Origin of the sequence: Citrobacter sp. CK194 (assembly GCF_030333395.1) — a bacterium.
GTDB classification, from domain to species: domain Bacteria; phylum Pseudomonadota; class Gammaproteobacteria; order Enterobacterales; family Enterobacteriaceae; genus Citrobacter_B; species Citrobacter_B koseri.
In genome coordinates, this window is the sequence record NZ_JAOWGA010000017.1 from 382,044 (window position 1) to 407,989 (window position 25,946).

General features: G+C 53.3%; 18 protein-coding genes. 9 read left to right on the forward strand and 9 right to left on the reverse strand.

Going from position 1 to position 25,946, the window contains the following annotated elements:
* Positions 1–220: 220 nt before the first annotated feature.
* Genes ssuE through ssuB form a run of 5 tightly spaced genes read left to right on the forward strand, consistent with a single transcriptional unit; the run spans position 221 to position 4,472 of the window.
* Complete coding sequence (ssuE, locus tag OGX80_RS10245; protein WP_012132980.1) at positions 221–796, forward strand: NADPH-dependent FMN reductase; 576 nt, start codon at positions 221–223, stop codon at positions 794–796.
* Positions 789–1,763, forward strand: a complete 975-nt coding sequence (locus tag OGX80_RS10250; protein ID WP_012132981.1) for a sulfonate ABC transporter substrate-binding protein — start codon at positions 789–791, stop codon at positions 1,761–1,763. The genes ssuE and OGX80_RS10250 overlap by 8 nt, the downstream gene beginning before the upstream one ends.
* The gene (gene ssuD, locus OGX80_RS10255; protein WP_114848413.1) at positions 1,760–2,905 is read left to right on the forward strand and encodes an FMNH2-dependent alkanesulfonate monooxygenase; all 1,146 of its coding nucleotides are present in this window, start codon (positions 1,760–1,762) and stop codon (positions 2,903–2,905) included. Before OGX80_RS10250 ends, ssuD begins: the two co-directional genes overlap by 4 nt.
* Positions 2,906–2,916: 11 nt before the next feature.
* Entirely contained in the window at positions 2,917–3,708 is a 792-nt protein-coding gene (gene ssuC, locus OGX80_RS10260; protein ID WP_012132983.1) for an aliphatic sulfonate ABC transporter permease SsuC, read from the forward strand.
* Positions 3,705–4,472, forward strand: coding sequence for an aliphatic sulfonates ABC transporter ATP-binding protein (ssuB, locus tag OGX80_RS10265; protein WP_153258370.1), 768 nt, complete (start codon positions 3,705–3,707; stop codon positions 4,470–4,472). The genes ssuC and ssuB overlap by 4 nt, the downstream gene beginning before the upstream one ends.
* Before the next feature lie 72 nt (positions 4,473–4,544).
* Here the strand turns inward: ssuB and pepN are convergent, their stop codons facing one another.
* The gene (gene pepN / locus OGX80_RS10270; RefSeq protein ID WP_058668969.1) at positions 4,545–7,157 is read right to left on the reverse strand and encodes an aminopeptidase N; all 2,613 of its coding nucleotides are present in this window, start codon (positions 7,155–7,157) and stop codon (positions 4,545–4,547) included.
* Positions 7,158–7,371: 214 nt separating this feature from the next.
* On the reverse strand, positions 7,372–8,379 hold the full coding sequence (locus OGX80_RS10275) for a stealth family protein (protein WP_012132987.1): 1,008 nt from the start codon (positions 8,377–8,379) through the stop codon (positions 7,372–7,374).
* 685 nt (positions 8,380–9,064) lie between these two features.
* On the opposite strand from OGX80_RS10275, the gene pncB reads away from it, so the two are divergent.
* From pncB to aspC, 4 genes are all read left to right on the forward strand, one after another.
* A complete protein-coding gene (gene pncB, locus OGX80_RS10280; RefSeq protein WP_071258278.1) occupies positions 9,065–10,267 on the forward strand; it encodes a nicotinate phosphoribosyltransferase in 1,203 nt (400 codons plus the stop codon).
* Positions 10,268–10,482: 215 nt separating this feature from the next.
* Entirely contained in the window at positions 10,483–11,883 is a 1,401-nt protein-coding gene (gene asnS, locus OGX80_RS10285) for an asparagine--tRNA ligase (protein WP_104868834.1), read from the forward strand.
* A 595-nt stretch (positions 11,884–12,478) separates the two neighbouring features.
* Complete coding sequence (gene ompF, locus OGX80_RS10290) at positions 12,479–13,597, forward strand: porin OmpF (protein ID WP_047457749.1); 1,119 nt, start codon at positions 12,479–12,481, stop codon at positions 13,595–13,597.
* Positions 13,598–13,781: 184 nt separating this feature from the next.
* Complete coding sequence (gene aspC, locus OGX80_RS10295) at positions 13,782–14,972, forward strand: aspartate transaminase (RefSeq protein WP_047457753.1); 1,191 nt, start codon at positions 13,782–13,784, stop codon at positions 14,970–14,972.
* A 73-nt stretch (positions 14,973–15,045) separates the two neighbouring features.
* Here the strand turns inward: aspC and OGX80_RS10300 are convergent, their stop codons facing one another.
* The 7 genes from OGX80_RS10300 to cmoM form a co-directional block, all read right to left on the reverse strand.
* A complete protein-coding gene (locus tag OGX80_RS10300) occupies positions 15,046–15,693 on the reverse strand; it encodes an MBL fold metallo-hydrolase (RefSeq protein WP_012132997.1) in 648 nt (215 codons plus the stop codon).
* 28 nt (positions 15,694–15,721) lie between these two features.
* Complete coding sequence (gene mepK, locus OGX80_RS10305) at positions 15,722–16,270, reverse strand: peptidoglycan L,D-endopeptidase MepK (protein ID WP_012132998.1); 549 nt, start codon at positions 16,268–16,270, stop codon at positions 15,722–15,724.
* A gap of 180 nt (positions 16,271–16,450) precedes the next feature.
* Entirely contained in the window at positions 16,451–18,313 is a 1,863-nt protein-coding gene (ldtD, locus tag OGX80_RS10310) for a L,D-transpeptidase (RefSeq protein ID WP_047457756.1), read from the reverse strand.
* A gap of 272 nt (positions 18,314–18,585) precedes the next feature.
* A complete protein-coding gene (mukB, locus tag OGX80_RS10315; protein WP_115181756.1) occupies positions 18,586–23,055 on the reverse strand; it encodes a chromosome partition protein MukB in 4,470 nt (1,489 codons plus the stop codon).
* Positions 23,055–23,759 (reverse strand): chromosome partition protein MukE, encoded by a 705-nt coding sequence (gene mukE, locus OGX80_RS10320; protein ID WP_024130476.1) that lies wholly within the window; start codon positions 23,757–23,759, stop codon positions 23,055–23,057. The genes mukB and mukE overlap by 1 nt, the downstream gene beginning before the upstream one ends.
* A complete protein-coding gene (gene mukF / locus OGX80_RS10325; RefSeq protein ID WP_058668967.1) occupies positions 23,740–25,062 on the reverse strand; it encodes a chromosome partition protein MukF in 1,323 nt (440 codons plus the stop codon). Before mukF ends, mukE begins: the two co-directional genes overlap by 20 nt.
* A gap of 3 nt (positions 25,063–25,065) precedes the next feature.
* A complete protein-coding gene (gene cmoM, locus OGX80_RS10330) occupies positions 25,066–25,845 on the reverse strand; it encodes a tRNA uridine 5-oxyacetic acid(34) methyltransferase CmoM (RefSeq protein ID WP_049009006.1) in 780 nt (259 codons plus the stop codon).
* Positions 25,846–25,946: the final 101 nt, after the last annotated feature.

A 25,946-nucleotide genomic window follows, 5' to 3' on the forward strand; every position in this document is an offset into this window, starting at 1 on the left:
GCAGACCGGGGGCGTATTATGTGCGATATCCAGCGAAAAGGGAATTGACTTGCGGCAATAAATAGCAATCGTTTTCCTTGTTGTCCTCTTTTTATTCAATTTCCAACTTTTCTATCCCGCATAAATCATTTCGGTAAACAAAATCTCTCTGTCAGACTGCACAAATTGTTATCAATGTTAATGAAAATCGAATAATTGGTTATAAGGGGAGATTGAGATTATGCGCGTCATCACTCTGGCGGGAAGCCCACGCTTTCCCTCTCGTTCCAGTGCGTTACTGGAATATTCCCGGGAAAAACTGAACAGTCTGGACGTCGAAGTCAGCCACTGGAATTTGCATAACTTTGACCCCGAAGACTTGCTATATGCGCGTTTCGACAGCCCGGCGTTAAAAACATTTATAGAACAATTACAGGATGCAGACGGGCTGATCGTCGCAACGCCGGTTTATAAAGCCGCCTATTCCGGGGCGTTAAAAACGTTGCTCGACCTGCTTCCTGAACGAGCGCTGGAAGGCAAAGCCGTATTACCGCTGGCAACCGGCGGTACTGTCGCCCATTTACTGGCCGTTGACTACGCGCTCAAGCCGGTGCTGAGCGCGCTGAAAGCACAAGAGATCCTGCACGGCGTGTTTGCCGACGATTCTCAGGTGATTGATTACCAGCATAAACCGCAGTTCACCCCTAATTTACAACATCGCCTTGACAGCGCGCTTGAAACATTCTGGCAAGCGTTGCACCGCCGCGATGTGCCGGTTCCCGTCATTCATTCACCACGAGGCGTTGCCCATGTTTAAATTTTTCAGACATCGTCCTCAATGGCTGGCGCTGGCCGGATTGCTCTCGCTTTCGGCCTGGTCACACGCGGCAGAGTCAGCGCCTGACGCACTGCGCATCGGCTATCAGAAAGGCAGCATCAGTATGGTGCTGGCGAAAAGCCACCAACTGCTGGAGAAGCGTTACCCGCAAACCAAAATCTCCTGGGTTGAGTTCCCGGCAGGCCCGCAAATGCTGGAGGCATTGAATGTCGGCAGTATCGATCTCGGCAGTACCGGCGATATCCCCCCTATTTTTGCGCAGGCTGCCGGGGCGGACCTGGTTTATGTTGGCGTTGAGCCTCCCAAACCAAAAGCCGAGGTCATTCTCGTCCCTGAAAACAGTCCGATAAAAACCGTCGCGGATCTGAAAGGACACAAAGTCGCCTTCCAGAAAGGTTCCAGTTCGCACAATCTGCTGCTGCGCGCACTGCAACAGGCCGGACTTAAATTTACCGATATCCAGGCCACATACCTGACGCCAGCAGACGCCCGCGCCGCGTTCCAGCAAGGGAATGTCGATGCGTGGGCAATCTGGGACCCTTACTATTCCGCTGCGCTGTTGCAGGGTGGCGTTCGCGTCCTGAAAGACGGGACCGACCTGAAACAAACCGGTTCGTTCTATCTGGCGGCGCGCCCTTATGCCGAAAAGAACGGCAGCTTCATTCAGGGCGTTCTGGACACCTTCAGTCAGGCCGATGCGTTAACGATAAGCCAGCGTGAACAAAGTATCACCCTGCTGGCAAAAACGATGGGATTGCCTGAACCGGTGATTGCCACCTATCTGGATCATCGCCCGCCAACCACCATTACGCCGGTGAGCGCCTCTGTCGCTACCTTGCAGCAGCAAACCGCCGATCTGTTTTACGACAACCGTCTGGTGCCGAAAAAAATTGATATTCGCCAGCGTATCTGGCAGCCCACTCAACAAGAAGGAGCAAAATTATGAGCCTGAATATGTTCTGGTTTTTACCTACCCACGGTGACGGGCATTATCTGGGAACCGAAGCAGGCTCGCGCCCGGTCGATCACAGTTACCTGCAACAAATCGCGCAAACGGCGGACCGCCTGGGCTTTACGGGCGTATTGATCCCAACCGGGCGTTCCTGCGAAGACGCCTGGCTGGTTGCCGCCTCAATGATTCCGGTCACACAGCGACTGAAATTCCTGGTCGCCCTGCGCCCAAGCGTCACGTCGCCAACGGTTGCCGCCCGTCAGGCCGCAACGCTGGACAGACTCTCCAATGGCCGCGCGCTGTTTAATCTGGTTACCGGTAGCGATCCGCAGGAACTGGCCGGTGACGGCGTCTTCCTTGACCACACCGAACGCTATGAAGCCTCATCCGAGTTTACGCAGGTATGGCGACGCCTGCTGCAAGGCGAGACGGTGGACTTCAACGGTAAACATATTCATGTTCGTGGCGCAAAACTGTTCTTCCCTGCCATTCAGCAACCGTATCCACCGCTCTATTTTGGCGGTTCATCGGATGTCGCGCAGGATCTCGCCGCTGAGCAGGTCGATCTCTATCTCACCTGGGGCGAACCGCCTGCGCAGGTAAAAGAGAAAATTGAACAGGTACGCGCCAAAGCGGCGGCTCGCGGGCGTAAAATCCGTTTCGGCATCCGCCTGCACGTCATTGTGCGTGAAACCAATGAAGAGGCCTGGCGTGCGGCCGATCGCCTGATTGCTCACCTGGATGACGATACGATCGCCAAAGCACAGGCCGCATTCGCCAGAACGGATTCTGTCGGTCAGCACCGGATGGCCGCGCTGCATAACGGTAAGCGTGATCAACTGGAGATCAGCCCTAACTTGTGGGCAGGCGTCGGGCTGGTGCGCGGCGGCGCGGGAACCGCCCTGGTGGGTGATGGCCCGACCGTCGCCGCACGTATTAATGAGTACGCGGCGCTGGGTATCGACAGTTTTGTGCTCTCCGGTTATCCGCATCTGGAAGAAGCCTACAACGTGGGCGAACTGCTGTTCCCGCATCTGGACGTCGCCATCCCGGAAATTCCGCAGCCGCAGCCTCTGCATCAGCAAGGCGAAGCGGTTGCCAATGAATTTATCCCCCGTAAAGCCGCGCAGAGTTAAGGAGTACGCCAATGGCAACGCCCACAAACAAATGGTTATTGCGCGTTGCCCCCTGGTTTTTACCGGTGGGCATCGTGGCGGTCTGGCAAATAGCCTCTTCGATGGGCTGGTTGTCAACCCGCATACTCCCCTCTCCTGAAGGGGTGATCGCGGCATTCTGGACACTCTCCGCCAGCGGCGAACTCTGGCAGCATCTGGCCATTAGTTCGTGGCGCGCTTTCATCGGCTTTTCAATTGGCGGTTCTATCGGTCTGACGCTGGGGCTGATCAGCGGTTTGTCACGGTGGGGAGAACGTCTGCTGGATACTTCAGTACAAATGCTGCGTAACGTGCCGCACCTGGCGCTGATCCCGCTGGTGATTTTATGGTTCGGGATCGATGAAAGCGCGAAAATTTTTCTCGTAGCGCTGGGAACGCTGTTTCCGATTTATATCAATACCTGGCATGGGATTCGTAATATCGATCGGGGTCTGGTGGAGATGGCTCGCAGCTATGGCTTATCCGGTTTCCCGCTGTTTGTGCATGTGATCCTCCCCGGCGCCCTGCCCTCTATTATGGTTGGCGTCCGTTTTGCGCTCGGGTTGATGTGGCTGACGCTGATTGTGGCGGAAACCATTTCGGCGAACGCCGGGATCGGCTATCTGGCGATGAACGCCAGGGAATTCCTGCAAACGGACATCGTCGTGGTCGCGATTATTTTGTATGCCCTGCTCGGTAAACTCGCCGACGTCAGCGCGCAGCTGTTAGAGCGCGTCTGGCTGCGCTGGAATCCTGCTTATTACACGAAAGAGGCAACCGTATGAATACCGCTCGTCTTAATCAGGGAACGCCGCTACTGCTCAACGCGGTAACCAAACAATATGCTGACAACACGGTGCTGAACCAGTTGGATCTGCATATTCCCGCCGGGCAATTTGTGGCGGTGGTTGGACGCAGCGGTGGCGGGAAAAGTACGCTGCTGCGTCTGCTGGCCGGTCTGGAATCCCCTACGGCTGGAGAATTGCTTGCCGGAACAACGCCGCTGGCCGAGATCCAGGACGACACGCGTATGATGTTCCAGGATGCGCGCCTGCTGCCGTGGAAGTCGGTGATCGATAATGTTGGATTGGGTCTGAAAGGCGGCTGGCGGGATGCGGCGCGTCAGGCGCTGGCGGCGGTCGGTCTCGAAAACCGGGCGGCGGAGTGGCCTGTGGCGCTGTCCGGCGGGCAGAAACAGCGTGTCGCGCTGGCCCGCGCGCTGATCCACCGGCCGGGATTACTGCTGCTGGATGAACCTCTCGGCGCGCTGGATGCCCTGACCCGGCTGGAAATGCAGGATTTGATCGTCTCGTTATGGCAAGAGCACGGTTTTACAGTGCTGCTGGTCACGCATGACGTCAGCGAGGCCGTGGCAATGGCCGATCGGGTTCTGTTGATCGAGGACGGGAAAATTGGTCTGGACTTGACGGTGGATATCGCGAGGCCGCGCCGTCTGGGGACGGTACGTTTAGCGGAACTGGAAGCGGAAGTGTTGGGTCGGGTGATGCAACGTGGCGAAAATGAGGCTCCGCTACGCAAGCACGGTTAAAAAATGCCGGATGGCGCAGTTGCTTATCCGGCCTACACGTAAATGGTAGGCCGGACGCATCCGGCAATATTATCAGGCTAACGCTTTGGTAATCTTCTCGAACAGATCGCCAGAGAGGTTTTCCAGCCCTTTCAGTTGCTCCAGCGCGGCGCGCATTTTTTCCTGGCGCTTCGCATCGTAACGTTTCAGACGAATCAGCGGTTCAATCAGGCGTGATGCCACCTGTGGGTTACGGCTGTTGAGGTCCGTCAGCATTTCGACCAGGAACTGATAGCCGCTGCCGTCTTCAGCATGAAACGCCGCCGGATTGCTCCCGGCAAATGCGCCAATCAACGAACGAATACGGTTCGGGTTGCTCATACTGAAAGAGCGATGCTTCAGGAGGCCACGCACCGTTTCCAGCACGTTATCCGCCGGGCTGGTGGATTGCAGGATAAACCATTTATCCATGACCAGTCCGTCCTGATGCCACTTATCATCATACTCCTGCATCAACGCGTCACGGCACGGCAATTGCGCCGCGACCGCCGCCGACAGCGCCGCCAGCGCATCGGTCATATTATTGGCTTCATGGTACTGCTTGCTCACCAGCGTATCCGCCAGGTGGGTTTCACCAAAGGCCAGGAAGCGCAGGCAGGCATTGCGTAGCGTACGCTTGCCAATGTCGGCGTGTTCAACGCGGTACTCATCAAGATGATTCGCGTTATAGATTGCCAGGAACTCGTCTGCCAGTTCCGCCGCCAGCGTGCGGGTCAACGCTTCGCGGACTTCGGCAATCGCCAGCGGATCGATGATCTCGAACAGTTCCGCGATCTCATTCACCGAAGGCAACGTCAGAATTTCCGCCGCCAGCGCCGGATCGATTTTCTCATCCAGCAGAACCGCCCGGAAGGCATCCGCCACATGTACCGGCAGCGACAGCGGCTGCCCCTGCTGGTGGCGCGCAACGTTCAGCTTAATATACGTCGCCAACAGGCTTTGCGCCGCGTCCCAACGTGAGAAGTCATTGCGCGAATGACGCATCAGGAACGTCAGTTGCTGATCGCTCCATTTGTACTCCAGTTTCACCGGCGCGGAGAATTCGCACAGCAGTGCTGGCACCGGCTGGAAATACACATTGTCAAAGACAAAGGTTTGCTCCGCCTGGGTTACATTCAACACGGAATTGACCGGATGACCGCCCTTCTGCAACGGAATAACGTTGCCTTCGTTGTCGTACAGCTCAATCGCGAACGGAATATGCAGCGCTTGCTTTTCTGCCTGATCCGCCGTCGCAGGCGTACGCTGACTAATGGTCAACGTGTACTGTTCCGTTTCCGGGTTATAGTCGTCCCGTACGCTGACAACCGGCGTGCCGGACTGGCTGTACCAGCGGCGGAAGTGAGACAAATCGACATTAGACGCATCCTCCATAGCCTGCACAAAGTCATCACAGGTAGCGGCGCTGCCGTCATGACGCTCAAAATAAAGCTGCATCCCTTTCTGGAAATTCGTTTCGCCCAGCAGCGTGTGGATCATACGAATCACTTCCGCGCCCTTCTCGTAGACGGTCAGGGTGTAGAAGTTGTTCATCTCAATGACCTTATCCGGGCGGATAGGATGCGCCATTGGGCTGGCGTCCTCAGCAAATTGCAGACCGCGCATGGTGCGCACGTTGCTGATGCGGTTCACCGCGCGGGAGCCGAGATCGGAACTGAATTCCTGGTCGCGGAAAACGGTCAGGCCTTCTTTCAGACTCAACTGGAACCAGTCGCGGCAGGTAACGCGGTTACCCGTCCAGTTGTGGAAATATTCGTGACCAATAACGCGCTCAATGTCGAGATAATCTTTGTCGGTCGCCGTATCGGTGCGGGCCAGCACATACTTGGAGTTAAAGACGTTCAGACCTTTATTCTCCATCGCGCCCATATTGAAGAAGTCCACCGCCACGATCATGTAGATGTCGAGGTCATACTCCAGGCCGAAACGCTCTTCATCCCATTTCATGGAATTTTTCAGCGAAGTCATCGCCCACGGCGCACGGTCCAGATTGCCGCGATCAACGTACAGTTCCAGCGCCACCTCCCGGCCAGAACGCGTGATGAAGGTATCGCGCAGTACATCGAAATCACCCGCCACCAGCGCAAACAGGTAACAGGGTTTCGGGAACGGGTCCTGCCACTGCACCCAGTGACGGCCATTATCCAGTTCACCCTGCGCAATACGGTTGCCGTTGGAAAGCAGGAACGGATATCTGGATTTATCGGCGATGATTTTGGTGGTAAACCGCGCCAGCACATCCGGGCGGTCGAGATACCAGGTTATGTGGCGGAAACCTTCCGCTTCACACTGCGTACACAGCGCGTCGCCTGACTGGTACAGGCCTTCCAGCGCCGTGTTCGCCGCCGGGCTGATCTCATTCACAATGCGCAGGGTAAAGCGCTCGGGCAGGCTGCCGATCACCAGCTCGCCCTCTTCTTCTTTGTAGTCGGTCCACGGCGCATCGTTTACATGGAGGGATACCAGTCGCAGATCTTCACCGCTCAGGCGAAGGGGCGCATCAGATGCGCCATGACGGACAGCCTGACTCAGTGCTGTAACGACGGTTTTCTCAGCATCCAGGTCAAAGGTCAAATCAATGTCAGTAATCTGGTAATCCGGGGCACGGTAGTCGTGACGGTATTTGGCTTGTGGCTGTTGTGTCATAAAAAACCTTTAGCATCTTTTGTAGAGTCCCGACTCCAGTCTATTCCTGTTGTCGAAATCGCGCTATGCAGAATGTTCATCTTTTCAGACACAAACACTCTTTTTGCTACATTTTTATAACATAAAGGCGTCACGTTTAAAATCACGGAGGCCGTTCAGGCGCCCACCAGCCAAATGAAAACGTCACATCGCCAGTACAATGAGAACCACAGGCTTAAATCTCAAAACTTGATTTATGACCAAGCCTCATTTCAAAGGCATTTCTTAGCGTAGTCGTTACCTTTTCAAAATCGTGTAACTTTTCAGTGTCATTAAAACAGGCCTGCGCGGTGCCATTTGACAGCGTCTTGATGGCCTCGTTTATGTTACTGGACGACAAATTGAAATATACTCCACGCCCTTCCGGGTTCTTAGGATTAAAGTTACCGTGGGCCAGTTGCCAGTACCTGAATAAATACTGCGTTAAACATAATGGCTCTCTGAACCTTTTGCTTGATGATTTTTTCAACAACTCCTCTTCGGCCTGCCATATCTCAGTGAATGTACTTTTCAGGAATGGCTGCGGAAGATGCTTACCGTAGAAGCCTTCAAAATAACTTGCACGGCGGTTCATAAAATTTTTCAACAGACCTTTTTTATAACGTAAGCTATAGTATTTACGTCTGTTTTCTTTGATTATTGTTTTTTTATTAATATGCGTATTTAAAACACTGACATTAAGAAATTCTGACGACCTCATTATGATCTCATCTTTATTTTTAGGTGATTGTTTTTTTATGATGAGGAAGTCATTGGGATAGCCATTATCAAAATAAAAATCTTCCCGCAAAGGAGAGGTAATGAACGTATCGTCATTAAATAAAACAAATTTATTACTGAGATCTTTTATCCGATGAAGATTTAGCTCTATCGTATTAGAGTTGAACGTTGGTAAATATTCCGACGGAATAAACTCATCATGAAAGACAATATTTAATTTTTCATGTTCAACATTGATCCATGACGGAATTTGTCCACAGGTAACCAAATGTACTTTTCTTACCCATGGCGCATATTTTTCGACACATCTGAACCAATATTTAAAGATACCCATATCCCTGAACCGCGCAGGGTGGACAGCTCTCTCACCGTGGCTACCTTTTCCTTTGAACTCAGTAAACTTTTCTTGCCAGGCTACATCGGTTGAATCAACCCATAAAACAACAAAATCAATATCACTCATCGTTTTTATCTCAAATAATCATTGCGCTCATAAAATATAACAAGTCCGAAAGGCTATTTTTAACCCCATCAAGGCAAAGGCAAACAAGATGAGCACGGTTAAATTGCCTGACGATGAACCCGCCGGAGCGGTGAGTCGCGCATAAATAATCAGGTAATAAAAGCATCAGCCGGGCACGTTTTCATACCCTTTAAGCCTTTGAGAATAAAGATTCAATATTGATAAGCCCAGGTAATAGAGGGTTTTCCTGGGTTCGAACAGGCTCTGCGATACTTTATCGCGAAAATGATACATGACGGATTCAGATGAAATCAAGGACAGAAGTCATAGAATCGCCCTGTTATCCGGTAATGCAGAATGATTTTTGAAGAAAAAACAAACGATGAGATGATTCTTACGCGTCGATATTTCACGATCTGATCAATTTGATTATTGGGGGCGGGATGAACATTGTCTCCACCAGCCCCTCAGGGCGCGGCATCGGGGGCTAACAGTGATTAAATTCAAAGAGTTAATAGCATACGTTCTACATTTTCATAACACGCGGCACGAAATGCACTCGACCGCAAAGACAGCTTATGTTGTGATCGGGGTTCAATAAATCGCTAAACAAGGTATACTCCAGCGGTTTTCTTAGTTGTTTATTGTACTAAACGCTCCCGTGAGAGGATGCTACTGCGCACCTATGACACAATTCGCTTCTCCTGTTCTGCACTCGTTGCTGGATACAGACGCTTATAAGTTGCATATGCAGCAAGCCGTTTTTCACCACTACTATGATGTGCATGTAGCGGCTGAATTTCGTTGCCGTGGTGACGACCTGCTCGGTATTTACGCCGACGCTATTCGCGAGCAGGTGAATGCAATGCAACACCTGCAACTTCAGGAGGACGAGTTCCAGTGGCTCTCCGGCCTGCCCTTCTTTAAAGCTGATTATCTCAACTGGTTACGTGACTTCCGCTATAACCCGGAACAGGTCTGCGTGACCAACGATAACGGGAAGCTAAACATCCGCTTAACCGGTCCGTGGCGCGAAGTCATCATGTGGGAAGTCCCGCTGTTGGCGGTGATCAGCGAACTGGTGCACCGTTACCGCTCGCCGGAAATGGGTGTGGCGCAGGCGCTTGATGCGCTGGAAAGTAAACTCGTCGATTTCTCTGCATTAACCGCCGATCTCGATATGTCCCGCTTCCATCTGATGGATTTCGGCACCCGTCGCCGTTTCTCTCGCGAAGTGCAGCAGGCCATCGTCAAACGCCTTCAGCAGGAACCGTGGTTTGTCGGCACCAGTAACTACGATCTCGCCCGTCGGCTGTCGCTTACGCCTATGGGCACACAGGCGCATGAATGGTTCCAGGCACATCAGCAAATCAGCCCGGATCTGGCAACCAGTCAGCGCGCAGCTCTCGCCGCCTGGCTGAATGAATACCCTAACCAGCTCGGTATCGCGCTGACGGACTGCATCACGATGGACGCTTTCTTACGCGACTTCGGCACCGAATTTGCCACGCGTTATCAGGGCTTACGCCACGATTCTGGCGATCCGGTTGAATGGGGTGAAAAAGCCATCGCCCATTACCAGAAGCTGGGCATTGACCCGCTGAGTAAGACGCTGGTCTTCTCAGATAACCTCGATCTGAAGAAAGCGGTCGATCTCTATCGTCACTTCTCTTCACGCGTGCAGTTGAGCTTTGGTATTGGCACCCGTCTGACCTGCGATATCCCGCAGGTGAAGCCGCTCAATATTGTCATCAAACTGGTGGAATGTAACGGCAAACCGGTCGCCAAATTGTCAGACAGCCCGGGGAAAACAATCTGTCATGACAAAGCTTTTGTGCGTGCATTACGTAAAGCTTTTGACCTTCCTCATATAAAGAAAGCCAGTTAATCATTGTTGGCCGGATAACGCGCTTGCGCCGCTATCCGGTCGACAGAAAGCGCGTCTTATCGCGACTTTGCTTCCCTTTTCATGTTTATTTCCGAAATCTTTCGTTCCAGCTGCGAATTCTGCTTGTCTGATTGCAGATGCCAGGTAACATAGGTATCCCCCCAAGCAGGGTGGACAAGTGTTTATTTTTTCCGACTATTAACAGAGAGAATATTATGAGCGTTGTGCCTGTAGCCGACGTACTCCAGGGCCGCGTAGCCGTTGACAGCGAAGTCACCGTGCGCGGATGGGTGCGTACCCGCCGAGATTCAAAAGCTGGCATCTCCTTCCTCGCCGTTTATGACGGTTCCTGCTTTGATCCTGTACAGGCTGTCATTAATAATTCTCTGCCCAATTACAATGAAGACGTATTGCGTCTGACAACCGGCTGCTCGGTTATCGTCACGGGTAAAGTCGTTGCGTCTCCAGGACAAGGGCAAAGTTTTGAAATTCAGGCCACCACGGTTGAAGTAACCGGTTGGGTTGAAGATCCTGATACCTATCCGATGGCGGCGAAACGCCACAGTATCGAATATCTGCGTGAAGTCGCGCACCTGCGTCCGCGCACCAATATGATTGGCGCAGTGGCGCGCGTGCGCCATACGCTGGCGCAAGCGCTGCACCGTTTCTTTGACGAGCAGGGTTTCTTCTGGGTTTCGACGCCGTTGATTACCGCCTCCGATACCGAAGGCGCGGGTGAAATGTTCCGTGTATCAACATTGGATCTGGAAAACCTGCCGCGTAACGACCAGGGCAAAGTCGATTTTGATAAAGACTTCTTCGGTAAAGAGTCCTTCCTGACCGTATCCGGCCAGTTGAACGGCGAAACCTATGCGTGCGCCCTGTCCAAAATCTATACCTTTGGCCCTACATTCCGTGCAGAAAACTCCAACACCAGCCGCCACCTGGCTGAGTTCTGGATGCTGGAGCCGGAAGTCGCCTTTGCCAACCTGAATGACGTAGCTGGCCTTGCCGAAGCGATGCTGAAATACGTCTTCAAAGCCGTACTGGATGAACGCGCGGATGATATGAAATTCTTCGCCGAGCGTGTCGATAAAGATGCGATTTCTCGTCTGGAACATTTTATTGATGCGGACTTCGCCCAGGTTGATTACACCGATGCGGTCACAATTCTGGAAAACTGCGGTAGGAAATTCGAAAACCCGGTTTACTGGGGTGTGGATCTCTCCTCTGAGCACGAACGCTATCTGGCAGAAGAGCACTTTAAAGCGCCAGTGGTAGTGAAAAACTACCCGAAAGACATTAAAGCGTTTTATATGCGCCTTAACGAAGACGGTAAAACCGTGGCGGCAATGGATGTTCTGGCGCCGGGCATTGGTGAAATCATTGGGGGTTCCCAGCGTGAAGAGCGTCTGGACGTACTGGATGCCCGTATGGCGGAAATGGGCCTGAATAAAGAAGATTACTGGTGGTATCGCGATCTGCGCCGCTACGGTACTGTTCCGCATTCAGGTTTCGGTCTCGGCTTCGAGCGTCTGATCGCTTATGTCACCGGCGTGCAAAACGTTCGTGATGTGATTCCGTTCCCGCGTACTCCACGTAACGCCAGTTTCTGATTTTAAAAGGCCAGCTTTGCTGGCCTTTTTCTCTCTCAGAATGTCAAGTTTTATGGATAAGAAGTAAACAAATCTAAAAACAAGCCCCTCAACTCCCCCTTCCTGTTACCTGATATTTCATTGCAACATCTCAGTACAAAAAATAATCCCTCCGATCATTGCGGATTAGTTTTCCCTCACCTGATAGCATAATTTTCAATCAATCGCACGGCATTCCAGACGTCTGAAAAAAGTTATCAATCACACCCGTGTTCAATCACATTTGCAGTAAGTGCTATGTTTAGAAAAATTAAACATAAGGAAATCATATAAATAGAAATAAAAATGGGAAATGGTGGCTGAAATTGGCCCGAAATTTGAAGTCGTTCACAAAGCGCCAAAAATAAAACATTTAGTTACATATTTTTTCTTTTTGAAACTAATTCTTTATCTTTGTAGCACTTTCACGGTAGCGAAACGGTGGTTTGAATGGAAAGATGCTTGTCAGACACATAAAGACACCAAACTCTCATCAATAGTTCCGTAAATTTTTATTGACAGAATTTATTGGCGGCAGTGGCAGGTGTCATATAAAAACCAATGAGGGTAATAAATAATGATGAAGCGTAATATCCTGGCAGTGGTAATCCCTGCCCTGCTGGCAGCTGGCGCCGCAAACGCAGCCGAAGTGTATAACAAAGATGGCAATAAACTGGACCTCTATGGTAAAGCGGTAGGTCTGCACTACTTCTCTAAAGACAACGGCAAAAACAGCTACGGCGGTGATGGCGACCAGACCTATGCACGTCTGGGTTTTAAAGGTGAAACTCAGATTAACGATCAACTGACCGGTTACGGCCAGTGGGAATACCAGTTCAGCGGTAACAGATCCGAAGGTGGTTCTGACTCTCAGAAAGGCAACAAAACCCGTCTGGCATTCGCGGGTCTGAAACTCGGCGATGCGGGTTCTCTGGACTACGGTCGTAACTACGGTATCGTTTACGATGCACTGGGCTACACCGATATGCTGCCAGAATTTGGTGGTGACACCGCATACAGCGATAACTTCTTCGTTGGCCGTGTTGGCGGTGTGGCAACCTACCGTAACTCCAACTTCTTCGGTCTGGTTGACGGCCTGAACTTCGGCGTTCAGTATCTGGGCAAAAACGAGCGCGCAAGCAACTACGTTGTTAACGCAGACGATTCCAGTAACTTCAGCGACGTACAGCGCTCTAACGGCGACGGCTGGGGTGCATCTCTGAGCTATGAATTCGAAGGCTTTGGTATCGTTGGTGCTTACGGTGCCGCTGACCGCACCAACGCTCAGCAAGATTCTCGCCTTGCTGGTCGTGGTAAAACCGCTGAGCAGTGGGCTACTGGTCTGAAATACGACGCCAACAATATCTACCTGGCAGCCAACTACGGTGAAACCCGTAACGCCACGGCTATCGACGGCGGCTTCGCCAACAAAACTCAGGACATCCTGTTAGTTGCTCAGTATCAGTTCGACTTCGGTCTGCGTCCGTCCATCGCTTACACCAAGTCCAAAGCCAAAAACGTTGAAGGCGTGGGTAGCGAAGATCTGGTCAACTACGTAGAAGTTGGCGCGACTTACTACTTCAACAAAAACATGTCCACCTATGTTGACTACATCATCAACCAGATTGATTCTGACAACAAACTGGGCGTAGGCTCTGACGACACGGTTGCTGTAGGTATCGTTTACCAGTTCTAATCAGCAGACCTCTTTGTTAAATGCCTAAAAAACAGGACTTCGGTCCTGTTTTTTTATGTCTGCCAGCAAAATCTGGCGTCTTAAAAAAACACTCAGGCTTTTTGTCACTAACAGTTGGCATTTTGTAAATCTGCCGTTAACCTGATTACGGATTTCCCTTCTGTAACCACAATGGAACCTCGTCATGTTTGAGAACATTACCGCCGCCCCTGCCGACCCTATTCTGGGCCTGGCCGATCTGTTTCGTGTCGATGACCGTCCCGGAAAAATTAACCTTGGTATCGGTGTCTATAAAGATGAGACAGGCAAAACGCCGGTGTTAACCAGCGTTAAAAAAGCCGAGCAGTATTTACTGGAAAATGAAACCACCAAAAACTATCTCGGTATTGATGGTATTCCAGAATTCGGCCGTTGCACGCAGGAATTACTGTTTGGCAAAGGTAGCGCGCTGATCAATGACAAACGCGCTCGCACCGCGCAAACGCCAGGCGGTACTGGCGCGCTCCGTGTTGCCGCGGACTTCCTGGCAAAAAATACGGCGGTAAAACGCGTGTGGGTAAGTAATCCAAGCTGGCCAAACCATAAGGGCGTGTTTAATTCCGCCGGTCTGGAAGTGTGCGAATACGCTTATTACGATGCAGAAAACCACGCGCTTGATTTCGATGCCTTGCTGGCAAGCCTCAATAACGCGCAGGCTGGTGACGTCGTTCTGTTCCATGGCTGCTGCCATAACCCAACCGGTATCGATCCGACGCTGGAACAGTGGCAAACGCTGGCTCAGCTTTCTGTCGAAAAAGGCTGGCTGCCGCTGTTTGACTTCGCCTATCAGGGTTTTGCTCGCGGTCTGGAAGAGGACGCGGAAGGTCTGCGTGCGTTCGCAGCGTTGCATAAAGAGCTGATCGTCGCCAGTTCCTACTCTAAAAACTTTGGCCTGTATAACGAGCGTGTCGGTGCCTGTACGCTGGTTGCCGCAGATGCAGAAACCGTTGATCGCGCATTCAGCCAGATGAAATCCGCCATTCGCGCCAACTACTCTAACCCTCCGGCACACGGCGCATCCGTTGTAGCGACTATCCTGAGCAACGATGCCCTGCGTGCTATCTGGGAACAGGAACTGACCGATATGCGCCAGCGTATTCAGCGCATGCGTCTGTTGTTCGTCAATACGTTGCAGGAAAAAGGCGCAGATCGCGATTTCAGCTTTATCACCAAACAGAATGGCATGTTCTCATTCAGCGGCCTGACGAAAGAGCAGGTACTGCGTCTGCGTGAAGAGTTTGGCGTATATGCGGTGGCTTCTGGTCGCGTCAACGTGGCTGGAATGACGCCGGATAACATGGCTCCGCTGTGCGAAGCCATTGTCGCCGTACTGTAAGTATCATAGCGCCAGGTAGTGCCTGGCGCTTACCCGGCCTACAGTGGTTTCCCATTGCAGACCGGACAAGAATTTACCAGACCGGCATTTCATCTTGCAGGAACGGGTTATGCAGCCGCTCATGGCCAAGCGTCGACATCGGCCCATGACCCGAAATAAACGTCACATCATCGCCCAACGGCAATAATTTACGCTTGATCGAATCAATCAGCTGAGCGTGATCGCCACGCGGGAAATCGCTGCGCCCAACGCCGCCTTTGAAGATCACGTCACCGGAAATCAGTAGCCGTGAAGACTCATCAAAGAAGACGATATGGCCCGGCGTATGCCCAGGACAATGCAACACCTGTAAAGTCACATTCCCTACGCTAATACGATCTCCCTCATTCAGCCAACGGTCAGGCGTCAGCGGCTGACACTCTTCCAGACCAAACATGCGACTTTGCGCCGGTAAACCCTGTAGCCAGAACTCATCTTCTTTTTCCGGGCCGATCACTGGCACGCCATAATGCTTCGCCAGTTCCGCCGCCGCGCCAACATGATCGAGATGACCGTGCGTAAGCAGGATCTGCATCAACGTCACGCCGCTGGCGTCCACTTCCTGTTTGATGGTCTGTGCGTCGCCGCCGGGATCGACCAGCGCGGCCAGACGGGTTTGCTCACACCAGATCAATGAACAGTTCTGGGAGAATGCGGTGACCGGAATAATACGATAGTTCATACTGCTCCTGTTTCGTTAAGTCTGCGGATCACCAGTGCCGTGCCGGCCCGGTGTCAATATGCACAAAGTTACTGCGTGGGTAGTATCCTACACCACCTGCGCGCATAGATAACGCAGCTTTGCGAATATTACTTAACGAAACGCCTTCAATATGGAAATCCATCGCCTGCCCTTTCGTGTGGTAGCTTTTTTTCGCCACTCCACGACTGTGCGCACGCAGTTCGTTATTGGTATCCAGTGAGCGGTAACCCGAGATGAGCTGTACGGGCTTACGGGTGCCTAAAAGGCCTTGCAGGCGGAAGAGCTGATCGAACAATCCTGGGTCGATGGCTTTCACTTTATTCGCGCGAAAATCACGGAAAAAATGGTTTAGTTTTGCTAATTCATCCTGAATATAGGCTCTTCCGTCGAAAAACTCCGCTTTAATTGACTCTCCGGTATGGAGGTTGTTCAGTGTCAAAATACGCGGACGTGGGGTGGAGAGTGTGGCAAATGCTGGCGTAGGCAAGATGGCGGCACCGAGAGCAACGCCACCAAACGCCAGCAACTTGCGGCGATTAGCGTCAAATTTGTCCATGATAATCAGGTCTACAGGTAAATGTTTTCGTTAATATGCACTTCTGGCGCACGAGGGGCACCTTAACTGGCAAAAAAACCGACGTCAAGGTGGCCCATCCCCAGCAACGGCGGGGCTTGCAGCGAATCAGCCCTGCCGATGACCAATATTACGACAACAGATTTATCAGAACTTCTTCATTTACCTGATTAATTGTTCTGCTTTTGACACAATTTGTGCGCTGGATCGCGCAGTCAGATCATAATTGTAAATATCTGTACGATACTGAGTGCGTCCGTCTGCTCCCACAAACGCCGTCAGGTAATACAGATTCACTGGAATATTCTGGCGGATGTTGACGTACCGGGTATCACCTTGCTTCAGCGCATCCGAAATCCGCGTATCGTTCCAGCCAGCATCCTGAAGTAGCATATTTGCCAGCTCAGAGGCCTTATTCACACGCACGCAGCCGGAGCTGAGCGCTCGCGTATCTTTCTGGAACAGATTGTGATTCGGCGTATCGTGCAGATAAATCGCGTCTGAACTTGGCATATTAAATTTGTAACGCCCCAGCGAGTTGTGCGCGCCCGGCGCCTGCTGGAAGCGGAACGGCAGGTTCGATGGCGTAATGGTCGACCAGTCCACCTGCCACGGGTTAATCGTCTCTTTGCTGTTCCAGCCGCGCATAACGGTATAACCGTGGCGTTCCAGATACCCCGGATCATTCCAGACTTTGGGCAGAATATCTTTTCGGGCCAGCGTTGGCGGCACATTCCAGGGCGGATTCACCACCACGTTATTAAGCGCGCTGCTCATCATTGGCGTTTTCCGATCGGGGCGGCCAACAATCACCCGGGAAGCCAACACCTGGTTGCCGTTCTGGTAATAAACCAGCGAATAGGCCGGAATATTGACCATAATGCCCGTTGATAATTCTCCTGGCAGTAAACGCAAACGCTGAATATTCAGCGCCAGCACCCCCGCACGTTGCGCAGGCGTCACATTCAGCCATTCGCGCGTCGCCGGGCCGACAGCGCCATCCGCCCCCAGCCCTTGCCAGGTCTGAAAACGTTTCACCGCATCAACAAGCTCACGATCATAAGCCGCACGGACTGCCGGAGCGGGTTGGCTGCGCTGAGTGGATTGCCGGGCGACAGGTTTCACGGCGGCAGGCTCCACTGCGACGGCGGAAGGGCTGACAACCACATCGGCCGCCACGTCATCCCCCGGGAGCGCTATCTTAGGCCCGCCTTCCAGCATACCGGTACGCTGTAAAATCTCACGCAGCGCAGGCACATCATTGCTCCACTGACCAGGACGCAACGTCGCGGTACTGGTCAACTGTGGCCAGGGACGAGCGTCGCTAACCAGCTTTTTCAGTGAATCATGCAGCGCGGCGTATTGCGGATGCTGTGGCGCAAGGCTGGCGACAAACGTCGTCAGTTGACCGTTGTCCAGCGCAACCTGCCACTGGTTGATCACCGAAAGCGGCGGTGTTGCCAGCGCATAAGGTTTGTCGCTGTACAGCCAGCGCGTCCCTTTTACGGGAATATTGGCGATGAAATGGAGATAGCCCATCATGGCGTCGGATAAAACAGCATCTCGCGCCAGACCGGTGACTGACGGGTCGGTCAGCAGCGCGACCCAGGTGGTAAATTGCGGCTGGAACCCGGCGATGGCCACTTCCGCCAGCTGCTGCTGAAACGCTTTCACCGCATCGCGATTTTCCCACATTGGTTGCATATCGCGGGCGGCATACAGCAGTTCCAGTTGATTCAGATAAACCGGCGTATAACCAGAAGGAAGTTGCGATTGTAATTCAGCCCGGGCTTTCTCCGCAGAGATCCCCTCCGGCAGCGGCTGAATCCCCGCCATTACCGCTGTCGCAGGCGATTGCGCTTGCGGCTGTGACAACGCGGTAGGCTGTTCGCTGACGGTCGCTGAACTGTCGCCAGGAATCATTTCAGGCTCATCGGCCTGCACACTGAACAGTGGAGCAAATGTTACGGCCAGGCATAAACTGATTGCCGACAGCCGACGACTACAAATTTTGTTAAGCAACATCCCTTGCCCCCTGTTTCTTTATCATACTTTGAATAGCCAGGTTGCCCGCTCACATTGGGTAAAAACCTGAAAACGCCAATACCTTCTGAAGTATGACGAGCAAGCCTGCTTACTCGTCAGGCTTACCTTCAGTATATAAACATCAAAAAGGTTTTGCCTAACCTAATGTAAAGAAGTTTAAAGAAAAAGCACCTGGTGTAAGGTGCTTTTCAGACTTCTATTGATCGATTTTATGATGAAAAAAGACGGCGCGAAGGCCGTCTTCATCTTACTTACCCGGCGGCCTGCGACGAGGCATCTTCGGTGCCAGTGCCAGGTAGGGTCTCCGGCAGTTGTGGGGCGAAGCCACGCAGTCCGACCACATGAACGTGTTCGGTATTGTGGAAAACCTTACGCACCAGCTTATAGGTGGTGCCTTTCTCAGGGCTGATGTTTTCCGGCGCTGCGATGATAAGCTGCATTTGCAGACGTTCGCACAGTTCAAACAGCGTCGCGATGGAACGCGCATCCAGACGCGCAGCCTCATCAAGGAACAGCAGGCGGCATGGGGAGATATCTTTTCCGCGCAAGCGGCGGCCTTCGTCTTCCCAGCTTTGTACTACCATCACCAGAATGGACATCCCGGTACCAATCGCTTCACCGGTAGACAGCGCGCCGGACTCCGCACGCAGCCAGCCGTCTGAACCACGGTTGACCTCGACTTCCATCTCCAGATAGTTACGGTAATCCAGCAGCTCCTCGCCAATGGTCTGCGGCGTACGCTGCCCCATATCAATCTGCGGATTCAGGCGCTGATACAGCTTCGCCAGCGCTTCAGAGAAGGTCAGGCGGTTGCTGTTAAACAGATCCTGATGTTGCTCATGCTGTTCGGAAAGAACATCCAGCAAGGTCGCATGCGTTTCCCGCACGTTAACGTTGAGACGCACGCTGTTCACCTGACCGAATGAGACGTTTTGCAGCCCCTGGTTCAGCATACGAATACGGTTTTGTTCGCGCTGAATCGTCTTACGAATAATGTTCGCCACGCTGCGCGAGCTGATCGCCAGCTTCTGTTCGCGGGAGGTTAGCTCTTCCGTCAGGCGACTCAACTCAATTTCCATCTGTTCGATGGCCTCAACCGGGTCATCGGTACGGATGATATCCTGGCGAATACGCTCCCGCAGATGCTGGTAAACCGCCACGAAGAACTGGATCTTACGTTCCGGTCGTTTTGGATCTTCCGACATACGTAATACATCACGCAGGTGTTCATTATCCGCCACCGCCAGACGCAACGCACCCAACGCCTTATCCGACATGGAGCGAAGTTCATCTGCCGACAGATAAGCCAACTCGCGACGATGCAGACGGCGCTCTACCCCGTTATCTTTCACCATCCGCATCACCGCGCACCACCCGGCTTTCGCGGTGACCACCTGCTCGCGCATTTCATGATAATCGCGTTCCAGCTTGCGCAGTCTACGGGTCAGGTTATCCATTTCTGCTTCACAGAAGGTCAGCGCTTTTTCCAGCTGGTTACGACGTGAGCGGTTATTGCTCAGTTGCGTATGCAGTTCGTCACGGCGGATACGCGCGCGCTCTTCCGAACCGCTGTCGGCACGCACGCCGATATCCTGTAATTCACGTTGCAGGTCGCCCAGCAGCTCTTTCTTGGTGTCATACGAGCTTTTCAGTGAGGCCAGAACCTGATTGTACTGGCTGAGTTGCGCGGCATGACCGCGTAACGCTTCACGGGCACGGGTACGCTCGGCTTCCGCCTGTTCCAGACGCTGACGCAGTTTTTCGTTCAGATCGCTGTTGCCGCTCAGCATTTCGGCCGAGTCGGAATAGCTGAAGTGCGCCCGACGCTGTACGACCTCGGTCAGCGCAAAAGCCTGCTGACGCGCATCCCGCTGCGTTTGCTGGGAGTATGCGTAATCTTCTTTCAGTTGCTCAAACTGTTCGGGATCGTTTTGCAGAACCGAGACGATCGGCTCCAGTTTGGCTAACTGATTACCGTGTTGCTGTATAAAACGCGCCGCTTCCTGCGCATCATCCAGACGTTCCTGAATTTCATCCACGCGGTCAGCCAGCGTGTCGTCCGCCAGCAGGTTCAGGCGCGGCAGTAAGCGGTTCAGAGCGGAGACGCCCTCTTTCGCCTGTTCAAACTGAATACGCTGCTGCTGGTTGTCGTTTTCATGCGTAGCCAGCGCGCGTTCCAGTTCAACGCGACGGCCATTCAATTGGCGAATTTCCGCTTCCGGGTCGGCCTCAAACGCGACCGCCAGATGGCTGCCGATAAAACGACTGAACGCCTGATGCAGACGCTGAGTTTTCTGCACGTCGAAGGACAACGTCGCAAAGCGTTCAGACAGCCCTTCGCGCTCAGCATGCAGACTTTCAATACGGTTTTCACGCGCGGCGCGACCAAAGATCGGCACCGTCGGGAAACGGGAATAACGCCACTGACGCTCGGCGGTTTTCACCACCACCGCGTTTTCCAGCTCATCAACGCTGAAGACGCTGTCATCGAACGACTGCGGGTCCCCTTCGATGAAATAGAGATCTTCCGGGCAATCCGTCAGCCCTTCAAGCTGTTCGGCGATCAGCGACAGATCCGGCACCACGATAGCATGACGGGACGGGCCGTACAGCGCGGAGAAGTACGGCGCGTCTTCGAAGCTGACGTCATCATAGATTTCCGACAGCAACACGCCGCCAAAACGCTCCGCCAGCGCGTTCAGACGCGAGTCTTCCGAGCCGCCCGGCTGGCTTAAACGTTCAATCTCTTCGTCAACCGCGTTCTTACGCGCGCCAACTTCGTCACGCTCTACAATCGCTTCACGCTCGCGCTCCAGCAACTGTTGCAGATACTCGGTTACCTCCTGGCTGGAGGTAAACTCTTCACCGCTCTGTTCGCACAGCTGATTCAGACTGTTTTGCGCCGCCAGCCAGATCGGGGCGCGCTGCATTAAGTGCTGAATGCGGGACTGGAGTTGCTCCTGCTCCTGACGCAGCGTCATACGCTGTTCATGGGCGTTAGAAACGCTATCCGACAGGGCGGCGATGCGGGCTTCCAGCTCCTGGTGCAGCGCTTCCAGCTCATCAATGTCGAAATGTTTGCCCTGACGTTTACAGAATTCCGCCAGCAGACGTTCAGCTTCCTGCTGTTCGCGCAAGCGCTGTTCCAGCTCACTCAGACGCATACGCAGCGGCTGAACCTGCTCCGCCAGGTGACGCTGTTCCACGCCTTCGCGCAGCAGGTCACGCGCCACGCTCCAGGCATCATTACGCGCCAGCGGGCCATTAATGGCGGCCACCAGCTGATATGCCTGTTCAAACTGACTGTGCGCGGTTTGCGCCACGCTCATTTTCTGTTCCAGCGAAAGCAGTTTTTCCGTTGCTTCCTGCTCTTTCGCCTGGAACGTTTCCAGCCATTCTGCGGCGCTGTCCGCCGTCAGGTCAGGCAGATGACAAAGCGCTTTGGCGCGGTCGAGCGCCTGGATCGCCTGGTTGTACTGAATCGCGCGCGTCTGCTGCACATCCAGCGCCTGCTGATAGTCCGCCAGTTGGCTTTTCAGTTCATCCACTTCCAGCTCGGCGGCTTCCGCACGGGCTTCGTTCTCTTCCTGCATGTCGGCGGCTTCAGCCACCACTTCATTTTGCTCTTCGAGACGAATTTGCAACTCATCGAGATCCGCTTCATAGCGCTCGATCTTCTCCTGCTGACGCAGCGCGGTCTGCACCAGGTTCAGGTGGTCGCTGGCGGCCTGGTAATCCGCTTCCAGATCCCCTTCCGCACCGTTGTGCTCGCCCAGTTCACGCGCCATGTCGACGTGTTTGTACTGTTCCGCCGCCAGTTGCTTACGCGATGTGTACAGCTCGCGACGAAACTCCAGCGCTTTATCCAGATGAACCCGGCGTTCGTTGGCATGGCGCATGTAGTCCGCCGCCACGTAGTTAGTGGCTTCGCTAATCAAATGCTTGAACAGGTCACGATCCGACTGGGTTACGCGGATCGCTTCCAGCGTCATACGGTTTTCACGCAGCGCGGCTTCCATATCCTGGAACGCTTTACGCACGCCGCTATTTTCCGGCAGCAGGTAGTCACGCAGGGAACGGGTAATCGCGCTGGAGATCCCGCCGTACAGCGAGGCTTCAATCAGACGATAGAACTTGCTGCGATCGGACGCAGAACGCAGACGGCGGGCAATGATGCCCAGATCGAACATCAGTGAGTGATAATCGGTGATCGAGTTAAACTGCTTAAACTGCACGCCTTCCATCGCATCGAGCTTCTCTTTCAGCTCCGCGAGGGTCAACACGCGCGCCTGGCGCTCGTTCAGCGTTTCGGTCACCAGCTGCGTCGGCTGCACCGACATCGGCAAGCCCTGAATGGCAAACGGTTTGATATCAACTTTGCGATCGCGTCCGGCGACCTGCTGCAAACGTACTCCCACCACAACACGCTGATGGCGGGAATTGAGGACGTCGAGCATGGAATAACAGACGCCCGCTTTCAGCTTACCGTGCAGGCCTTTATCGCGCGATCCGCTGGTGGCCCCGGCTTCCGTGGTGTTACGGAAATGCAGTAAGGTTAAGTCCGGGATCAGCGCCGTGACGAACGCCGCCATCGTGGTGGATTTACCGGCGCCGTTCCCGCCGGATAGCGTGGTGACCAGCTCATCGAGGTCAAAGGTGCGGGCAAAAAAGCCGTTCCAGTTAATCAGCGTTAGTGAGCGAAATTTACCGCGTTCAATCATTATTCTTCCTCTCCACTGTCCGGCTGATTCTCTTCGGTCTCATCGTTGAGTTGCAGGTGATTTTCAACCGGCATGGCTTCCCCATCGCGGATTAAGCGACGCTGCGCTTCACGCGGATCGTCACCGGTACGCACATCCGCGCCAAAGCGGAACACCGATTCCGTGATGCGGAATTTGCTGCTGTCATGGCCCATAAACCACACCATCCCTAAGCGACGCAGACGGTTTAACGACGAGCGCACCTTCTCCTGTAGTTTCTGACGATCCACGTCAGACCCCGTTGAGCGGTTGTTGACCAGTTTCAGCAATTTGGCTTCGTCTGTCAGAGCGAGCAGCTCATCGTACAGTTCCTGCTGGGTAAAAATCCCCTCATTCGCCAACCGCTCCGGGCTGAGATAGAGATAGCAGAGGATTTTACCCACCATCATGTCCAGTTCAGACAAGACAGAGCGCGGGATAATCGTCGTGGAACGCGGGCGCAGGTAGAAAAAACCCTCCGGCGCGCGAATCAGTTCGACGTTATAGCGACTGTAAAACTCTTCCAGATACTCCTGGAAATCCATCAGGAAGGCATGATTATCCAGCTCATCCAGACCGATATGTCTGCCGGAGCGTAATGCGCTATCCAGCGCCGGAAATAACGGGTTTGCCAGCGCCTGCGCCAGCTTAACCGGCATCACTTGTTCAATATTTGTCAATGACATGCGCCTGTACCTTGGCTCCGTAATCATTAATCGGCTGCCATTTGGCTGGCAGTCCGGTGAAGTCTGCTTGCGCTACGCCAAGACGTACCGCCTGATCGATAACAATACGCGCCACGTCGAAGTGACGCGCTCGTGGGTATTGCGCCAGATATTCGCGCACTACCAGGCCGAGATCCAGTGGGGCTTGTCTGGATTTATAGATAGCCAGCTGTTCTTCGATGATCGCCGCCAGTTGTTCGCGGATCTCGTTAAATTCTTCATATTCCAGGTCCGGCGGCAGTTCGCCGGTCACCTCTTCATCGCGCAGCGCCATCTCTTCATCGCGCATATCCAGCAGACGATCGGCGTTGGCATAGGTCAGCGCCCACGGCTCATCAAAATAGCTCTGGATGGACTGGCGCAGTCGCTGGGCAAAGACGCGGTTTTTATCCATATCAATCGCGGTACGGATAAATTTGTGTACGTGTCGGTCATAGCCAATCCACAGGTCGATGGATTGCTGACCCCAGCTAATAATGCGATCGAGTTTGCTTTGCAGATCGAACACCAGACGATCCACAAAATGCAGGTCGTCATGCGCCATCGTGGCGTCCTGGATGCGTAACAGATTGGCCTGCAATTTATCGCCAGCTGCTTCGAGCGTATCCTGCAACTCACGCAGCGTGCCGGATGTTTCAGAAAGCAGCAGTTCGCAACTCGAAATCGCCGCGCGCCAGTCTTTGTTCAGCAACTGCGCAATGTCGTCTTTTACCTGCTGCTGCTGCTCATCCATGATGCGCTGGGTCAGGTCGATGCTGTCGAAAATTTCCGCGACCGAATATTTCAGCGGCGCATAAACGTTGCGATGCCAGTGAAATTCGTCGCCGCCCTCATCTGCCGCATCCGCCGCCCGCTTCAGTTCACCCGCGACAATGGATAGCTGCATGGAAAGGCGCAACGTGGAAAACTCACGCTGGCGGATGTAGTAATCGGTAATGCCAATCCCGAGCGGCGTCAGGCGATAAATGGCGTTGCCTTCCGCTTGCTCGCTGGTAAAGCGGTTCAGCAGACGTTGACGTACCATATCGTTGATCGCGTTGTTGGCGCGCACGCCGATGGTTTCGCTGGTTTGCTCAAACGCATCACTGACATGGCGGAACGCATCCACCAGTTCGCCTTCACTCATCTCCCCGTCCAGGCGCTCGCCGTTCAGCGTGGCTACCGCCAGCAGGAACGAAAGTCGGTCTACCGGCAGAGAGATGGAAAAGTCATTTTTTCTGGCCCAGGCAACCAGTTCGGGGACTGTCTGGGAAAATTCACTCATAAGTTATCCTTGCATCTGCGGTTTGCGCGCGGTGACATGAATGTAGCGGCCAAGGCTAATATACGGCTCCTGGCGGCAATAACGCGTTTCTAATTCAACTAACATCTCATAGCAGTCACGCTGTTGATGCTTCTCACGCAGATAATCATGAAATACGCGTACGCCGGTCTTACAGGTAATCTGCCAGCCAATATCTTCCAGCCACTGATAAACCTGCTCGGGTTTACGTGGATAGTCTGGCGAAAGCGTACGCTTTTTGCGTTTTGGCATCCCCACCTGCACATAGTCAAAGTTCCCTGCCACCATGTTATGCATCAACAGGCCGTTAGCATTGTAGAACATTAACGACAGTGCTCCGCCGGGACGCAAAACTGACCAAAGCGTCTCTAACACGCCGACCGGTTCCGCCACCCACTCCAGCACAGCATGAAACAATATCAGATCAGCGGAGGTTTCCAAATGCGAAGCGACATCCTGAACGGCGCATTGTATAAAATGCATGTTTCCGCTCACACCTTTTGCTTCTGCCGCCTGCTGCGCACGCGCGATCATCTCGCCGGACAGATCGCACAATGTAACCTGGTGCCCACGCTCCGCCATTCTGATGGCCGTTTGCCCCTCTCCGCCGCCAGCATCCAGGATGTGCAGTTTTTGCTCGCCGAATTCCGCCAGCAACCGATCAAGATCCTGCCACAGAATCGCCTGTCGCAGCTGTCCTTTGGTGGTTCCGTAGATGTTACGGGAAAACTTTTCAGCAATGTCATCAAAATTGCGGTCCCGCATCGGACTCTCCACAGGCTGGCTCAGGTGTGCTTTTAAAAAGAAGCTATTTTGTCATAGTCGCGGCGATATTTAACCTGTCTGGTGTAATATCCCTGCTGATC

Coding starts and splice junctions, on each gene's coding strand:
- ssuE (WP_012132980.1), top strand. CDS start 221: ATGCGCGTCATCACTCTGGCGGGAAGCCCACGCTTTCCCTCTCGTTCC.
- OGX80_RS10250 (WP_012132981.1), top strand. CDS start 789: ATGTTTAAATTTTTCAGACATCGTCCTCAATGGCTGGCGCTGGCCGGA.
- ssuD (WP_114848413.1), top strand. CDS start 1,760: ATGAGCCTGAATATGTTCTGGTTTTTACCTACCCACGGTGACGGGCAT.
- ssuC (WP_012132983.1), top strand. CDS start 2,917: ATGGCAACGCCCACAAACAAATGGTTATTGCGCGTTGCCCCCTGGTTT.
- ssuB (WP_153258370.1), top strand. CDS start 3,705: ATGAATACCGCTCGTCTTAATCAGGGAACGCCGCTACTGCTCAACGCG.
- pepN (WP_058668969.1), bottom strand. CDS start 7,157: ATGACACAACAGCCACAAGCCAAATACCGTCACGACTACCGTGCCCCG.
- OGX80_RS10275 (WP_012132987.1), bottom strand. CDS start 8,379: ATGAGTGATATTGATTTTGTTGTTTTATGGGTTGATTCAACCGATGTA.
- pncB (WP_071258278.1), top strand. CDS start 9,065: ATGACACAATTCGCTTCTCCTGTTCTGCACTCGTTGCTGGATACAGAC.
- asnS (WP_104868834.1), top strand. CDS start 10,483: ATGAGCGTTGTGCCTGTAGCCGACGTACTCCAGGGCCGCGTAGCCGTT.
- ompF (WP_047457749.1), top strand. CDS start 12,479: ATGATGAAGCGTAATATCCTGGCAGTGGTAATCCCTGCCCTGCTGGCA.
- aspC (WP_047457753.1), top strand. CDS start 13,782: ATGTTTGAGAACATTACCGCCGCCCCTGCCGACCCTATTCTGGGCCTG.
- OGX80_RS10300 (WP_012132997.1), bottom strand. CDS start 15,693: ATGAACTATCGTATTATTCCGGTCACCGCATTCTCCCAGAACTGTTCA.
- mepK (WP_012132998.1), bottom strand. CDS start 16,270: ATGGACAAATTTGACGCTAATCGCCGCAAGTTGCTGGCGTTTGGTGGC.
- ldtD (WP_047457756.1), bottom strand. CDS start 18,313: ATGTTGCTTAACAAAATTTGTAGTCGTCGGCTGTCGGCAATCAGTTTA.
- mukB (WP_115181756.1), bottom strand. CDS start 23,055: ATGATTGAACGCGGTAAATTTCGCTCACTAACGCTGATTAACTGGAAC.
- mukE (WP_024130476.1), bottom strand. CDS start 23,759: ATGTCATTGACAAATATTGAACAAGTGATGCCGGTTAAGCTGGCGCAG.
- mukF (WP_058668967.1), bottom strand. CDS start 25,062: ATGAGTGAATTTTCCCAGACAGTCCCCGAACTGGTTGCCTGGGCCAGA.
- cmoM (WP_049009006.1), bottom strand. CDS start 25,845: ATGCGGGACCGCAATTTTGATGACATTGCTGAAAAGTTTTCCCGTAAC.